Source organism: Streptomyces sp. NPDC058051 (assembly GCF_042885475.1).
Taxonomy (GTDB): domain Bacteria; phylum Actinomycetota; class Actinomycetes; order Streptomycetales; family Streptomycetaceae; genus Streptomyces.
Genome location: NZ_JBHVRW010000020.1, coordinates 40318 through 54978 on the forward strand (window position 1 = coordinate 40318; position 14661 = coordinate 54978).

Consider the following 14661-nt stretch of genomic DNA (forward strand, 5'->3'; position numbering starts at 1 on the left):
TAACAGATGGCTCGATGCGGTGGGCGGGCCTTGACTGGCATACCGGTCATCGGAGTGGATGCCCTGGTACGCCATGACGTGAAACACCCCGCGACGGGGAAGTGACGACGGGAGTACGAGAAACCGCACCGTCGCGTACCGGCACCGCACCCGCGGAGGGCCGATGCGCCGCACCTTCGGACAAGGGGGCCCATGAGACTGCTGCTCGTCGAGGACGACAACCACGTCGCCGCCGCCCTCTCCGCGATCCTCACCCGGCACGGCTTCCAGGTCGTCCACGCGCGCAACGGCGAGGAGGCACTTCAAGCGCTGCTGCCGAAGGACACGGAGCCCTTCGGCGTCGTGCTGCTCGACCTCGGTCTGCCCGACCAGGACGGCTACGAGGTGTGCGGGAAGATCCGCAAGCGCACCTCCACCCCGGTGATCATGGTGACCGCGCGTGCCGACGTGCGGTCACGGATCCACGGCCTCAACCTCGGGGCCGACGACTACGTGGTCAAGCCGTACGACACCGGCGAGCTCCTTGCCCGTATCCATGCCGTCAGCCGGCGCACGTCGCCCGGTGAGGACACCGTGTCCACACCGGTCGCGGCCCTGCGCCTCGGTCACGTCCAGATCGAGCTGCCGACCCGCAGGGTCAGTGTCGACGGGGCGGAGGTCCAGCTCACCCGCAAGGAGTTCGACCTGCTCGCGCTGCTCGCCCAGCGTCCCGGAGTCGTCTTCCGCCGGGAGCAGATCATCAGCGAGGTATGGCGCACGAGCTGGGAGGGAACGGGACGCACGCTCGAAGTGCACGTCGCGTCCCTGCGCTCCAAACTGCGGCTGCCGGCACTGATCGAGACGGTGCGCGGGGTCGGCTACCGCCTCGTCGCCCCGTCCGCGTAGAGGCGTACGACCCAGGTGCGCACCCGGCTGCTTCCCCTGCTCATCATCCTCATGGCGAGCGTGCTGCTCGCCCTCGGCTTCCCCCTGGCCGTCAGCGTCGCCGCCGCCCAGCAGCAACGCGTCGTCATCGACCGCATCGACGACGCGGCACGCTTCGCCGCGCTCGCCCAGTTCATCACCGAGCGGAGCCCCGGCTACGAGGAACGCCGCCGCATCCTGCGGAGCGAACTGGACATCTACGCATCGGTGTACGGCATCCGCGCCGGTGTCCTCTACCGGGACGACAGCGCCATGGCCAAGGCCCCGGCCCACTGGCAGCTCCCGATCGAGGGGGAGGGGAGAGAGGCATTCAAGGAGGCGCTCCTGGGGCGACGCAGTCACGACCCGTCGCAGGTCTGGCCATGGCAGCAGGGCAGGGTCGTCGTCGCCTCACCCGTCGTACGGGACGGTGATGTCGTGGCCGTCGTGGTCATCGACTCGCCCACCGCCCAGATGCGTGCGCGCACGCTGCGGGGCTGGCTGCTCATCGCGGCCGGCGAAGCGATCGCGATGCTGGTGGCGGTCGGCGCCGCGATCCGGCTGACCGGCTGGGTCCTGCTGCCCGTGCGGACCCTGGACGCGGCCACCCACGACATCGCCAGCGGCCGGATGCGATCCCGGGTCGCAGCCTCCGGAGGGCCGCCGGAACTGAGGCGCCTGGCCCGCTCGTTCAACGAGATGGCGGACAACGTCGAGGACGTGCTGGAGCAGCAGCGCGCCTTCGTCGCCGACGCCTCGCACCAACTGCGCAACCCGCTGGCCGCGCTGCTGCTGCGGATCGAGCTCCTCGCACTCGAACTCCCCGAGGGCAACGAGGAGATCGCCTCCGTACGCACGGAGGGCAAGCGCCTCGGGCAGGTTCTGGACGACCTGCTCGACCTGGCGCTGGCCGAACACGCCGCGGCCGACCTGAAGCTCACGGACATCGGCGCCCTCACCGCGGAACGTATCGCGTCCTGGCGGCCGGTGGCCGAGGAGAAGGGAGTGCGGCTCAGGGTGGAGGGTGCGTCCGCCGTGACCGCCTGGGCGGATCCCATCGCCCTGTCGAGTGCCCTCGACGCCGTCATCGACAACGCCCTGAAGTTCACCCCCGCCGGAGAGGAAGTCCTCGTCGCGGTCGCCTCCGGCCACGACGACGTCACCGTCGTCGTCGCCGACCGCGGACCCGGCCTCACCCCGCAGGAGAGGGAGCGCGTCGGCGACCGCTTCTGGCGCAGTGCCCAGCATCAGAACGTGCAGGGCTCCGGCCTCGGGCTCTCCATCTCCCAGGCCCTCCTGGCCGCGGGCGGCGGCACCCTCGGCTATGCCGCCCATGAGCCGCACGGGCTGCGAGTGACGGTCTCGGTGCCGCGCGACAACCCGCAGGGCTGAGCGCGGCGGCCACGAGAGCGGCGCGGCGGCCAGGGGAGCGGCGCGGCGATCAGGAGAGCGGCGCGGCGGCCAGGGGAGCGGCGCGGCGATCAGGGCTTGACCGAGCGGTAGTAGCGCCTGGCCCCTTCGTGCAGCGGCAGCGGATCGGTGTAGATGGCCGTACGCAGATCCACCAACTGGGCCGCGTGCACCTCGCGCCCGATCCGGTCCCGGCTGTCGATCACGGTACGGGTGAACGCCTCGGTCATCGCCGGATCCATCCGGTCCGTGGTCACCAGCACATTGGCGATCGCCACGGTCGGCACCGCCTGCTCCTGCTGCGCGTTGTGGTAGGCGTCGGCGGGCATCAGGGCCGACCGGTAGTAGCGGGCGGACCCGCCCACGGACTGAAGCTTCTTGACCAGCGCGGCCTCCAGCGGCACCACCCGGATCGCGAACCGGTCCGCCAGTTCCTGGACGGCGGTGGTGGGCAGTCCGCCGGACCAGAAGAAGGCGTCGAGCCGACCGTTCTCCAACTGCTCCGGCATGGTGTCGATGCCGTCGGGAACCGGCGTCACATCATTCAGCGGGTCGAGACCGGCGGCCGTCAGCAGCCGGTCGGCGACCAGTCGTACGCCCGAACCCGGCTGCCCCACCCCGACGTGCTTGCCGTTCAGGTCCGCGACCTTCCGCACCTCGGAATCCTTCGGCACGATCAGCTGGATGTAGTCGTCGTACAGCCGCACGCAACCCCGCAGCCGGTCGGCTCCCGGCTTGTCGCCGAGCAGATAGGTGGCCAGTGCGTCGGTGGTGGCGATGGTGAAGTCGGCCTTACCGGTCGCCACCCGCTCGATGTTCTGCTGCGAGCCCTCACTCGGCTGCAGCTGTATCGACACCTGGGGCAGGTCCTTGGCCAGGTCCCCCTTGAGCCGTTCCCCGTAGCGGTGGTAGACCCCGCTCCGTACGCCGGTGCTGAAGGTCAGCGTGCCGCTCGGCGCGGGTTCGCCGAGCGGCAGCAGCCACCACAGCAACAGCCCCAGCACGACGACGAGGGCGGCGCACGTCTGGAGGATGCGTCGCCGGCCGATGCGGGACAGTGCCTGAAGCATGGCGGCGATCCTGCCAGCCCGTCCCCGCGATGACCAGGGCAGGGCTCCGGCGGCCCGTGGCCGTGGCCCCGCACCCGGGCACCGGGCCGTGAGCCCGGCGGCGAGGTGGTCATCATGGCCGCCCGCCCGGAGCCCTTACCCTGGACGGGTGAGCGGCAACGACGTGGCTGGTGGAGTAGTGGACGGTTTGAAGACGTACGAGGTGCGCACCTACGGGTGCCAGATGAACGTCCATGACTCCGAGCGGCTGTCGGGGCTGCTGGAGGGCGCGGGGTACGTACGGGCCGCCGAGGGCTCCGACGGCGACGCCGACGTCGTCGTCTTCAACACCTGCGCGGTCCGGGAGAACGCCGACAACAAGCTCTACGGCAATCTCGGCAGGCTCGCCCCGATGAAGACGAAGCGGCCCGGCATGCAGATCGCCGTCGGCGGCTGCCTGGCGCAGAAGGACCGCGACACCATCGTCGAGCGTGCCCCCTGGGTGGACGTCGTCTTCGGTACGCACAACATCGGCAAGCTGCCGGTGCTGCTGGAGCGCGCCCGTATCCAGGAGGAGGCGCAGATCGAGATCGCCGAGTCCCTGGAGGCATTCCCCTCCACGCTGCCCACGCGCCGCGAGTCCGCCTACGCGGCGTGGGTCTCCATCTCCGTCGGCTGCAACAACACCTGCACCTTCTGCATCGTCCCGGCGCTGCGGGGCAAGGAGAAGGACCGGCGCACCGGCGACATCCTCGCCGAGATCGAGGCGCTGGTCGCCGAAGGCGTCTCGGAGATCACCCTGCTCGGGCAGAACGTGAACGCGTACGGCTCCGACATCGGCGACCGCGAGGCCTTCTCCAAACTGCTGCGCGCCTGCGGGAAGATCGAGGGCCTGGAGCGGGTCCGTTTCACCTCGCCGCACCCCCGGGACTTCACGGACGACGTGATCGCGGCGATGGCCGAGACGCCCAATGTGATGCCCCAGCTGCACATGCCGATGCAGTCCGGCTCGGACACGGTCCTCAAGGCGATGCGCCGTTCGTACCGGCAGGAGCGCTTCCTCGGCATCATCGAGAAGGTGCGCGCCGCGATGCCGGACGCCGCGATCTCCACCGACATCATCGTGGGCTTCCCCGGCGAGACCGATGAGGACTTCGAGCAGACCCTGCACGCGGTCCGTGAGGCCCGCTTCGCGAACGCCTTCACCTTCCAGTACTCCAAGCGCCCCGGAACCCCGGCCGCCGAGATGGAGGGACAGATCCCCAAGGAGGTCGTCCAGGAGCGGTACATGCGCCTGTCCGCCCTTCAGGAGGAGATCTCCTGGGAGGAGAACAAGAAGCAGGTCGGCCGCACGCTGGAGATCATGGTCGCGGAGGGCGAGGGCCGCAAGGACGGCACCACCCACCGCCTCTCCGGCCGCGCCCCCGACAACCGTCTGGTCCACTTCACCAAGCCGGACGAGGACGTGCGTCCGGGCGACGTGGTGACCGTCGAGATCACTTACGCGGCCCCGCACCACCTCCTCGCCGAGGGTGCCCCGGTCGGCGTGCGCCGGACCAGGGCCGGGGACGCCTGGGAGAAGCGCACGGCCACCGAGGCCGCCAAGCCCGCCGGAGTGATGCTGGGACTGCCGGGCATCGGTGCCCCGGCGCCCCTGCCCGCCGGTGCGGCCCCCGGCTGCGGCTGCGACTGACACCGCCAGGACACCGGCGGGGCAACGGCGGAACACCGGCAGGGCGACGGCGGAACACCGGCGGGGCGACGGTGACGGCGGCCCGCCGGTGCATCGCGCGCACGCAGTACGCTGCCCACCATGCTTGTCGCCGCCGCTGTCTGCCCGTGTCCGCCCCTGCTCGTCCCCGAGGTCGCCGCGGGCGCCGCGCCCGAGCTCGACACCCTGCGGGACGCCTGCGCCGAGGCCCTCGACGTGCTCGCCGCCGCCCGGCCGGACCTGCTGATCGTCGTCGGCCCCGCGGACCTGTCGGGGCGCGGCCCGCACCCCGAGGGGGCCACGGGCTCGTTCCGGGGCTTCGGCGTCGACCTCGGCGTGCGACTGGGGCGCGACCGCGGTACGGCGGTGGACCGTCCGCTCCCGCCGTCGCTGGCCATCGGCGCATGGCTCCTCGCCGGCGCGCACTGGGCGCAGACGCCGGTCGAAGCACTCGGCGTGGGTGAGCCGCTCGAAACCGCTCGCTGCACGGACACCGGACGGAAGCTGTCCACCAGGGCGGAGCGGGTGGCGCTGCTGGTGATGGGCGACGGCAGTGCCTGCCGCACGGTGAAGGCGCCCGGCTATCTGGACGCCCGCGCCGAGTCCTTCGACGCGGCGGCCGCCCGCGCGCTGGGCGCGGCGGATCCCGACGCGCTGACCGCGCTGGACGCCTCACTGGCGTACGAACTGAAAGCGGCGGGCCGGGCGCCCTGGCAGGTGCTCGCGGGTGCGGCCGAGGGCGCGGACCTGGACGGGCGACTGCTGTACGAGGACGCGCCGTACGGCGTGGGCTACCTGGTCGCCGCCTGGTCCTGACCGCTCGCCCGGTGCCGCCGTGCCCGGACGGACACGGACGGCGGACGCGGATCCGGACAGACACGGATGACGGCCGTGCGGCGTTCTCGCTCCACGGCCGTCCGTCGGATCCGATCAGTGGACGTTCACGAGGCGGGCGGCGTCCCGCCGGCGGGCGGCGTGCCCGGCGGCGTACCGCCCTTGTCGTGTTCGGTACCGCCTTCTTCGTGTTTGTGGGACAGGCGCTCGACCGCTTCCTTGGCCTTTCTCGTGCCGGACTCGATCTTGTCGCTGTACTTGCCCTTGGTCTTTTGGTCGACCGTCCGTGCCGCCTTGTCGAGACCTTGGTCGATCTTGTCCCCGTGCTGATGCGCGAGATCGCCCACCTTGTCCTTGGCGGGGCTCAGTTTGGCCTTCAACGTGTCCAGGAAGCCCATCGGGCACCCTCCCTGCTGGGGGACTGTGGTCGGGCGTCCCTTCCGGAGCCGCTGTGTGCGGCCACGTCGGACACCCCGGAGGGTGAACGGCGAACCGTGAAAAAACACCCGTATTCACTTATGAATTCTACTGGTGCGGGCGAAGATCCGCGCCGCTCGCGGCGTCGCTCCCCGCCTCGCGCCGCCCCGGGGCTGGGGCGGGGTGCTTGCGGCCTGAGGGCCTAACGACTCCCGCTCGGCGCCGGTCACCTCACTCGTTCGGGAAGAGCGCCGGAGGTTTGCGAGACTGGGGCGGTGAGAAGCTCAGCTCCCGCACCGCGGGTCATCACCGTCGTCGGTCCCACCGCAGCCGGAAAGTCCGATCTGGGGGTATTCCTTGCCCAGCAGCTCGACGGCGAAGTGGTCAACGCCGACTCCATGCAGCTCTACCGGGGGATGGATATCGGCACCGCGAAGCTGACAGTCTCCGAACGCGGAAACGTTCCGCACCACCTCATGGACATCTGGGACGTGACCGAGACCGCCAGCGTCGCCGAGTACCAGCGGCTTGCCCGCGCCGAGATCGACCGGCTGCTCGCCGCAGGCCGCTCCCCGATCCTGGTCGGGGGATCCGGGCTCTATGTGAAGGGCGCCATCGACGCCCTGGAGTTCCCCGGCACGGACCCCGGCGTGCGGGCCAGGCTGGAGGAGGAGCTGGTCGAGCGCGGCTCCGGGGCACTGCACGCCCGGCTCGCCGCCGCCGACCCCGAAGCGGGCCGGGCCATCCTGCCGAGCAACGGCCGCCGCATCGTCAGGGCCCTCGAAGTCATCGAGATCACCGGCAGGCCCTTCACCGCGAACCTCCCCGGTAACGATGCGGTGTACGACACGGTCCAGATCGGTGTCGACGTGGCCCGGCCCGAACTCGACGAACGCATCGCCCTGAGGGTCGACCGGATGTGGGCGGCCGGACTCGTGGACGAGGTGCGGGCTCTGGAGGCGCACGGCCTGCGCGACGGACGGACGGCCTCCAGGGCGCTCGGCTACCAGCAGGTCCTCGCCGCGCTGGCGCGGGAGTGCACCGAGGAGGAGGCGCGTGCCGAGACCGTACGTGCCACCAAGCGATTCGCGCGCCGTCAGGACTCGTGGTTCCGCCGCGACCCGCGCGTCCACTGGCTGAATGGCGCCGCGGAACACCGCGGGGAACTCCCGCACCTGGCGCTGGCGTTGGTCGAACGAGCGGTTACAGCCTGATCACGTGATGGCATCGGGACGCCCTGCCCGTCATTTCGGCGCCCGGGAGCGTGCCATCATCGAGCATCGATCGACCAGTGGAGTCCGAGTATGGGAGGGCGCGTGGCGATGGAGGCCGGCCCTCGCGACACAGAAGAAGACGCACCGGAGTCCCCGCTCGACGGGGCGGGACGTCTGAGTCCTGACGGGCCCGACGAGATCGAGGTGGCCCCCGAGGTCGAGGTCGAACTGCGGCCCGCCCGGCGTCTGCGCATCTGGCAGCTCGCGCCGATCGTCATGCTCGCCGCCGTGGGGTCGCTGATGTTCGCGTTCCCGCTGGCCTTCGAGTTCGGCGACGGCGGGGCGGTGGTGGCCATGCTGGGCCTGCTGATCAGCAGCTGCGCCGCGGGCTGGGGCATGATGGCCGCCCGACGGGTGGGTTACACCTGGCCGGGGCTGCCGCAGCGGGGTTCGGGCGAGAGGCCCGACTGGCGCGTGATCGCCCTGTACACCGTCGTGTGCCTGGCCCTGGTCGCCCTGGCCGTCTGGCGCGTGGCGCGGCTCCGCTGACGCCCGAGCGGCAATGCGGACGTGCGCGCGCCCGGCTTCCGGCCGGTGCGATGCCCACTCCCCGCCGCGATGCGATGCCCGGCCAGGCCGGTGCTCCGTCGACGCGCCCGGTTTCGCCCGCTGTCGGCGCGGCCTCGTACAGTTGCCCTGTGAGCACCTCGCAGATCGCCTTCCTCAAGGGTCACGGCACCGAGAACGACTTCGTGATCGTTCCCGATCCGGACAACACCGTCGACCTGCCCCCCTCCCTCGTCGCGCGCCTGTGCGACCGCCGGGCCGGCATCGGTGGTGACGGGCTTCTGCACGTCGTACGCTCCGCCGCGCACCCGGAGGCCCGGGCCATGGCGGGCGAGGCCGAGTGGTTCATGGACTACCGCAACGCCGACGGTTCCGTCGCCGAGATGTGCGGCAACGGCGTACGGGTCTTCGCCCGCTGCCTGCAGCGCGCCGGGCACGTCGAGGAGGGCGACCTCGCCGTCGCGACCCGCGGCGGCGTGAAGAAGGTGCACATGGCCAAGGACGGCGACATCACGGTCTCGATGGGGCGCGCACTCCTCCCCGAGGACGGCGTCACCGTCAGCCTGGACGGCCGCAGCTGGCGCGCCCGCAATGTGAACATGGGCAATCCGCACGCGGTCGCCTTCGTCGACGACCTGGCGCACGCCGGCGATCTGCTCTCCGTACCGCCGTTCAGTCCCGCAGCCGTCTACCCCGACGGCGTCAACATCGAATTCGTCGTGGAGCGCGGACCGCGCCATGTCGCGATGCGAGTCCATGAGCGCGGCTCGGGCGAGACCCGCTCCTGCGGCACGGGCGCCTGCGCCGTGGCCGTCGCCGCGGCCCGCAGGGACGGCGTCGACCCTGCGGAGACGGGCACCCCGGTCACGTACACGGTGGATCTGCCCGGTGGCACCCTCGTGATCACCGAGCGGCCGGACGGCGAGATCGAGATGACCGGCGCCGCCGTGATCGTCGCCGAGGGCATGATCGACTCCGCCTGGCTCGAAACGGCGCACCTGGAGCTTCGCTCGAATGGGTGATCCGTTTCACGCTGAGCGAGAGCTGGACTCCGCCACGTGGTGGGCTCGGTAGCATCAAGCACCGGCCCGGAGGCGCGACCGCACCTCCCCACCGCCGGTCGACGTCGCCGGAGGTGCCCCCCATGAGCGCAGAGGCCACCAGCCCAGGTGCTCCCATCCGCAGACGGGGCCGCCCCCGGATCGATCTCCGCAGGCTCGGGCGTGTCGCGCTGCTCGGCCCCGTCTCCCGCGACCGGCTGCCCGACGCGATCGGTCATGTGGCCGAGGCCCACCGGGCCCACCACCCGGACGCCGACCTCTCCATCCTGCACAGGGCCTACGTACTCGCGGAGTCGTCGCACCGCGGACAGATGCGCAAGAGCGGCGAGCCGTACATCACGCACCCGCTCGCCGTCACGCTGATCCTCGCCGAACTCGGCGCCGAGACCACGACCCTCACGGCCTCACTGCTCCACGACACCGTCGAGGACACCGAGGTGACTCTCGATCAGGTACGCGAGCAGTTCGGCAAAGAGGTCTGCTACCTCGTCGACGGCGTCACCAAACTCGAAAAGGTCGACTACGGAGCGGCGGCCGAACCCGAGACCTTCCGCAAGATGCTCGTCGCCACCGGGGACGACGTCCGGGTGATGTCGATCAAGCTCGCCGACCGGCTGCACAACATGCGCACCCTCGGCGTGATGCGCCCCGAGAAACAGGCCAGGATCGCCAAGGTCACCCGCGACGTGCTGATCCCGCTGGCCGAACGGCTCGGCGTACAGGCCCTCAAGACCGAGCTGGAGGACCTCGTCTTCGCGATCCTCCACCCCGAGGAGTACGAACACACCCGCGCACTGATCGCGGCCGCTTCCGCGCACCCCGACGCCTCCGGCGCCGCCGCCCCGCAGGATCCGCTCGCCGCCGTGGCCGAGAACGTCGCGACGGTGCTGCGGGAGGCCGGCATGCCCGCGGAGGTCCACATCAGGCCGCGCCACTACGGCTCCGTACACCGCGTCAGGATCAAACGCGGCGAACTGCGCGGCACCGACTTCGGCCGTCTGCTGGTCCTCGTCGGAGAGGACGCCGACTGCTACGCCGTGCTCGGCGAACTGCACACCTGCTTCACCCCGGTGATCTCCGAGTTCAAGGACTTCATCGCCGCCCCCAAGTTCAACCTGTACCAGTCCCTGCACACCGCGGTCGTGGGCCCCGACGGGGCGGTCGCCGAAGTCCTCATCCGCACCCATCGGATGCACAAGGTCGCCGAGGCGGGCGTCATCGCCCTCGGCAATCCGTACACCGCGGACAGCGGCCCCGCACCGCAGTCGGCCGAACCCGCGGACGGAGAGCGCGCCGACCCGACCCGGCCGGGCTGGCTCTCCCGCCTTCTCGCATGGCAGCAGTCCGCCCCGGATCCCGACACCTTCTGGACCACACTCCGCGCCGACCTCGCCGAGGACCGCGAGATCACGGTCTTCCGCACCGACGGCGGCACACTCGGACTCCCCGCCGGCGCCAGCTGCGTCGACGCCGCCTACGCGCAGTACGGGGACGAGGCGCACACCTGCATCGGCGCCCGCGTCAACGGCCGCCTGGCGACCCTCGGCACCGTCCTGAGCGACGGCGACACCGTGCAGCCGCTGCTCGCCGAGGACGCCGCCTCCGGGCCCTCGCCCGACTGGCTCGACCACGCCCGCACCCCCACCGCCCGCATCGCCATCACCGGCTGGCTGGACGCCCATCCCGAGGACGCCCGGGGCCCGCACGGCGGCGGGCCCGCGGAGCCCCGGCGGGAACCACAGCCCCAGGAAGCCAACGGTTCCGGGCCCGCCGGGGCGGTGGGCCCGGCCCTGAGCGCCGTGGTGGACCGGCCGGACGCCACCGTCCGACTCGCGGGCTGCTGCACCCCCGTACCCCCCGACGCCGTCACCGGATTCGTCGTGCGCGGCGGGGCCGTCACCGTGCACCGGCAGGAGTGTCCCGCGGTGGCCCGGATGCGGTCCGTCGGCCGGGCCACCGTCCCGGCAAGCTGGGGAGACGAGACAGGGTGCCGGGTCACCCTGGTCGCCGAGTCCTTCGGACGGTCCCGGTTGCTCGCCGATCTCACCGAGGCGATCGCGACGGCGGACGCGGCGATCATCTCCGCCACCGTCGAACCGCCCAGCGAACAGCGGGTCCGGCACACCTACACCGTGCAGCTCCCCGACGCCGCCGGACTGCCGGCGCTGATGCGCGCGATGCGTGACGTCCCCGGGGTGTACGACGTGAGCCGCACCCAGCATCCCGCCACCACCGCGTGACCCCGTGTGATCCCGCCGCGCGGCGCCATCTGCCACAGCGATCTCGTTCGAGTGGTGCGGCGCGTGCCGCACCTGCGCGGGCGGGAGACGCTGGTAGCGGTAGTCCATGCCGTTCATCCCCCGCCGCCTGCGGGCCGCCCTGCTGGCCACCGCATCGGCCGCCCTTGTCGCCGCCGCCCTCCCCTCACCCGTGCCGCTCGGTATCGGCGACCCACTCTTCCCGCATCTCGGCAACCCGGGGTACGACGTCCTCTCCTACGACATCGGCCTGATCTACCACGGCAGCAACAGCAAGCCGCTGGACGCCGTCACCACGATCGACGCACGGACGACCGAGCCGCTGGACCGGATCAACCTCGACTTCACCCGAGGCACCGTCAGCGCGGTCGAAATCAACGGACTGCGCGCCGACTTCGCCGTGGCGGACGAAGACCTGGTCATCCGGCCCCCCGGCCGGCTCCCCGCCGGAGTGCCGCTCCGCATCACCGTCCGGCACACCAGCGACCCGCGCGGTGACCGGGCCACCGGCGGCTGGCTGCGCACCGCCGACGGACTGGCCATGGCCAACCAGGCCGACGCCGCACACCGGGTCTTCCCGAGCAACGACCACCCTGCCGACAAGGCGTACTTCACCTTCCGGATCACCGCGCCCAAGGACTTCACGGTGGTGGCCAACGGGCTGCCGGCCGGCACCGACCGGCACGGCGCCCGGACCACCTGGACCTACCGGACCGAACACCCCATGGCCACCGAGCTGGCCCAGGTCAGCATCGGACGCTCCGCCGTTCTCGAACGGACCGGCCCGCACGCACTACCCGTGCGCGACGTGGTGCCGAGCGCCGACCGCAAGCGGCTGGAACCCTGGCTCGCCAAGACACCCGGTCAGCTGCAATGGATGGAGCAGCAGGTCGGCCGCTACCCCTTCGAGACCTACGGACTGCTGGTCGCCGCCACCGACACGGGCTTCGAGCTGGAGACCCAGACGCTCTCCCTCTTCGAACGGTCCGTGTTCACCAACACCGCCTACCCCAAGTGGTACATCGAATCGATCATGGTGCACGAACTCGCCCACCAATGGTTCGGCGACAGCGTCTCCCCGCAGAAGTGGTCCGACCTGTGGCTCAACGAAGGACACGCCACCTGGTACGAGGCCCGCTACGCCGAGGAGCACTCCGACCACACGGTGGAAAGCCGGATGCGTGAGGCATACATCAAGTCCGACGGCTGGCGCGCCGCGGGCGGCCCGCCGGCCCGCCCCGACCTTCCGGCACCCGGACAGAAGCTCAGCCTCTTCCGGCCGGTGGTGTACGACGGCAGCGCACTCGTCCTCTACGCGCTGCGCCAGGAGATCGGCGAGAACGCGTTCGACCGGCTGGAGCGGAGCTGGGTGAAGCAGCACCGGGACGCGAACGCCACCACAGCGGACTTCGTGCGGCTGGCCTCACAGACCGCGGGCCGCGACCTGACCTCGTTCTTCGACGGTTGGCTGTACGGAGCGAAGACCCCGCCGATGCCGGGGCACCCGGACTGGCACAGTGCCGAGTCGGCAGGACGGCGATAAACCCGGTGACGGGCCCGGCGGGCCATGCCACTATCAACGGGTCGCCGCGGCGGCCGGACCGGATTCCCGACAAGGGAATCATCGGGAGAGGTCACGCGTTGTGACTGATGTAACGGAATTCCATCGACGTAAGGATCCAATGACCTCCTCTTCTCTTCCCCAGGACGCACAGGACACGCAGAGCGCTACGGAGAACGCCACCGGCAGCCTCACCGAGAGCCTTCGGGCCGACGCCCTGATGGAAGAGGACGTCGCCTGGAGCCACGAGATCGACGGAGAGCGCGACGGCGAGCAGTTCGACCGCTCCGAGCGGGCGGCGCTGCGCCGTGTCGCGGGACTCTCCACCGAGCTTGAGGACGTCACCGAGGTCGAGTACCGACAGCTGCGCCTGGAGCGCGTGGTGCTGGTCGGTGTCTGGACATCGGGGACCGTGCAGGACGCGGAGAATTCCCTCGCGGAGCTGGCCGCACTCGCGGAGACGGCGGGCGCCGTGGTGCTCGACGCCGTCTTCCAGCGCCGCGACAAGCCGGACCCGGCGACCTACATCGGTTCGGGCAAGGCGCTTGAGCTGCGCGACATGGTCCTCGAATCAGGAGCCGACACCGTCGTCTGCGACGGTGAGCTGAGCCCCGGCCAGCTGATCCACCTGGAGGACGTCGTCAAGGTCAAGGTGGTCGACCGGACCGCCCTGATCCTCGACATCTTCGCCCAGCACGCCAAGTCCCGCGAGGGCAAGGCGCAGGTGTCGCTGGCACAGATGCAGTACATGCTGCCCAGGCTGCGCGGCTGGGGCCAGTCGCTCTCCCGCCAGATGGGCGGCGGCGGTTCCAGCGGCGGTGGCGGCATGGCGACCCGCGGCCCCGGTGAGACCAAGATCGAGACGGACCGGCGCCGGATCCGCGAGAAGATGGCGAAGATGCGCCGGGAGATCGCGGAGATGAAGACCGGCCGCGAGATCAAGCGCCAGGAGCGCAAGCGCAACAAGGTGCCCTCCGTAGCCATCGCCGGCTACACCAACGCGGGCAAGTCCTCGCTGCTCAACCGGTTGACCGGTGCGGGCGTCCTGGTGGAGAACGCCCTGTTCGCCACCCTGGACCCGACCGTGCGCCGGGCCGAGACGCCGAGCGGCCGGATCTACACCCTGGCCGACACCGTCGGCTTTGTGCGGCACCTGCCGCACCACCTCGTCGAGGCGTTCCGCTCCACCATGGAGGAGGTCGGTGAATCCGATCTGATCCTGCATGTGGTGGACGGCTCCCATCCGGTGCCGGAGGAACAGCTCGCCGCGGTGCGCGAGGTGATCCGCGATGTGGGCGCGGTGGACGTGCCGGAGGTCGTGGTGATCAACAAGGCCGACGCGGCCGATCCACTGGTGCTGCAGAGGCTGTTGCGTATCGAGAAGCACGCGATCGCCGTGTCGGCGCGCACCGGAGCCGGTATCGACGAGCTGCTCGCGCTCATCGACACCGAACTGCCCCGGCCCTCGGTGGAGATCGAGGCGCTCGTCCCGTACACCCGGGGCGGACTGGTCTCCCGTGTGCACGCCGAGGGCGAGGTGATCTCCGAGGAGCACACGTCGGAGGGCACCCTGCTCAAGGCGCGGGTCCACGAGGAACTGGCGGCCGACCTCTCCGCGTTCGTCCCCGTGGCGCACTGACCGCGGCACGCCGCGGCTGAGCTGCACGGACCGAGGG

12 protein-coding genes are annotated in these 14661 nt (G+C 71.0%); 10 read left to right on the forward strand and 2 right to left on the reverse strand.

Annotation, left to right across the window (positions count from 1 at the left end; all coding sequences use genetic code 11):
- Nucleotides 1–192 precede the first annotated feature (192 nt).
- Nucleotides 193–885, forward strand: coding sequence for a response regulator transcription factor (locus ACFVUT_RS27105; protein WP_389654486.1), 693 nt, complete (start codon nucleotides 193–195; stop codon nucleotides 883–885).
- 15 nt (nucleotides 886–900) lie between these two features.
- Nucleotides 901–2295 (forward strand): ATP-binding protein, encoded by a 1395-nt coding sequence (locus ACFVUT_RS27110; RefSeq protein ID WP_389654488.1) that lies wholly within the window; start codon nucleotides 901–903, stop codon nucleotides 2293–2295.
- Between the two features lie 89 nt (nucleotides 2296–2384).
- Here ACFVUT_RS27110 and ACFVUT_RS27115 read toward each other — a convergent pair whose 3' ends face one another.
- Nucleotides 2385–3383, reverse strand: a complete 999-nt coding sequence (locus ACFVUT_RS27115) for a TAXI family TRAP transporter solute-binding subunit (RefSeq protein ID WP_389654489.1) — start codon at nucleotides 3381–3383, stop codon at nucleotides 2385–2387.
- A gap of 178 nt (nucleotides 3384–3561) precedes the next feature.
- Between ACFVUT_RS27115 and miaB the strand changes: the two genes are divergently transcribed.
- Both miaB and ACFVUT_RS27125 read left to right on the forward strand, forming a co-directional pair.
- Nucleotides 3562–5055 (forward strand): tRNA (N6-isopentenyl adenosine(37)-C2)-methylthiotransferase MiaB, encoded by a 1494-nt coding sequence (gene miaB, locus ACFVUT_RS27120; protein ID WP_389654658.1) that lies wholly within the window; start codon nucleotides 3562–3564, stop codon nucleotides 5053–5055.
- 120 nt (nucleotides 5056–5175) lie between these two features.
- Nucleotides 5176–5889: a class III extradiol dioxygenase subunit B-like domain-containing protein gene (locus ACFVUT_RS27125; protein WP_389654491.1), complete on the forward strand. Its 714-nt coding sequence runs from the start codon at nucleotides 5176–5178 to the stop codon at nucleotides 5887–5889.
- 125 nt (nucleotides 5890–6014) lie between these two features.
- Here the strand turns inward: ACFVUT_RS27125 and ACFVUT_RS27130 are convergent, their stop codons facing one another.
- Complete coding sequence (locus ACFVUT_RS27130) at nucleotides 6015–6305, reverse strand: antitoxin (RefSeq protein ID WP_389654493.1); 291 nt, start codon at nucleotides 6303–6305, stop codon at nucleotides 6015–6017.
- Between the two features lie 294 nt (nucleotides 6306–6599).
- Between ACFVUT_RS27130 and miaA the strand changes: the two genes are divergently transcribed.
- From miaA to hflX, 6 genes are all read left to right on the forward strand, one after another.
- Nucleotides 6600–7538, forward strand: a complete 939-nt coding sequence (miaA, locus tag ACFVUT_RS27135) for a tRNA (adenosine(37)-N6)-dimethylallyltransferase MiaA (protein ID WP_389654495.1) — start codon at nucleotides 6600–6602, stop codon at nucleotides 7536–7538.
- A 108-nt stretch (nucleotides 7539–7646) separates the two neighbouring features.
- Nucleotides 7647–8087, forward strand: coding sequence for a hypothetical protein (locus ACFVUT_RS27140; RefSeq protein ID WP_389654660.1), 441 nt, complete (start codon nucleotides 7647–7649; stop codon nucleotides 8085–8087).
- A 149-nt stretch (nucleotides 8088–8236) separates the two neighbouring features.
- Entirely contained in the window at nucleotides 8237–9127 is an 891-nt protein-coding gene (dapF, locus tag ACFVUT_RS27145) for a diaminopimelate epimerase (protein WP_389654497.1), read from the forward strand.
- A 122-nt stretch (nucleotides 9128–9249) separates the two neighbouring features.
- Nucleotides 9250–11406 (forward strand): RelA/SpoT family protein, encoded by a 2157-nt coding sequence (locus ACFVUT_RS27150; protein WP_389654499.1) that lies wholly within the window; start codon nucleotides 9250–9252, stop codon nucleotides 11404–11406.
- Between the two features lie 106 nt (nucleotides 11407–11512).
- Nucleotides 11513–12967, forward strand: coding sequence for a M1 family metallopeptidase (locus ACFVUT_RS27155; protein ID WP_389654501.1), 1455 nt, complete (start codon nucleotides 11513–11515; stop codon nucleotides 12965–12967).
- 139 nt (nucleotides 12968–13106) lie between these two features.
- Complete coding sequence (gene hflX, locus ACFVUT_RS27160) at nucleotides 13107–14624, forward strand: GTPase HflX (RefSeq protein ID WP_389654503.1); 1518 nt, start codon at nucleotides 13107–13109, stop codon at nucleotides 14622–14624.
- The last annotated feature ends 37 nt before the right edge of the window (nucleotides 14625–14661 follow it).

Bases quoted from the DNA above. Each gene is read 5' to 3' on its own strand.
- hflX (WP_389654503.1), top strand. From the start codon at position 13,107: ATGACCTCCTCTTCTCTTCCCCAGGACGCACAGGACACGCAGAGCGCT.
- ACFVUT_RS27115 (WP_389654489.1), bottom strand. From the start codon at position 3,383: ATGCTTCAGGCACTGTCCCGCATCGGCCGGCGACGCATCCTCCAGACG.
- ACFVUT_RS27105 (WP_389654486.1), top strand. From the start codon at position 193: ATGAGACTGCTGCTCGTCGAGGACGACAACCACGTCGCCGCCGCCCTC.
- ACFVUT_RS27140 (WP_389654660.1), top strand. From the start codon at position 7,647: ATGGAGGCCGGCCCTCGCGACACAGAAGAAGACGCACCGGAGTCCCCG.
- ACFVUT_RS27150 (WP_389654499.1), top strand. From the start codon at position 9,250: ATGAGCGCAGAGGCCACCAGCCCAGGTGCTCCCATCCGCAGACGGGGC.
- ACFVUT_RS27125 (WP_389654491.1), top strand. From the start codon at position 5,176: ATGCTTGTCGCCGCCGCTGTCTGCCCGTGTCCGCCCCTGCTCGTCCCC.
- ACFVUT_RS27130 (WP_389654493.1), bottom strand. From the start codon at position 6,305: ATGGGCTTCCTGGACACGTTGAAGGCCAAACTGAGCCCCGCCAAGGAC.
- ACFVUT_RS27155 (WP_389654501.1), top strand. From the start codon at position 11,513: ATGCCGTTCATCCCCCGCCGCCTGCGGGCCGCCCTGCTGGCCACCGCA.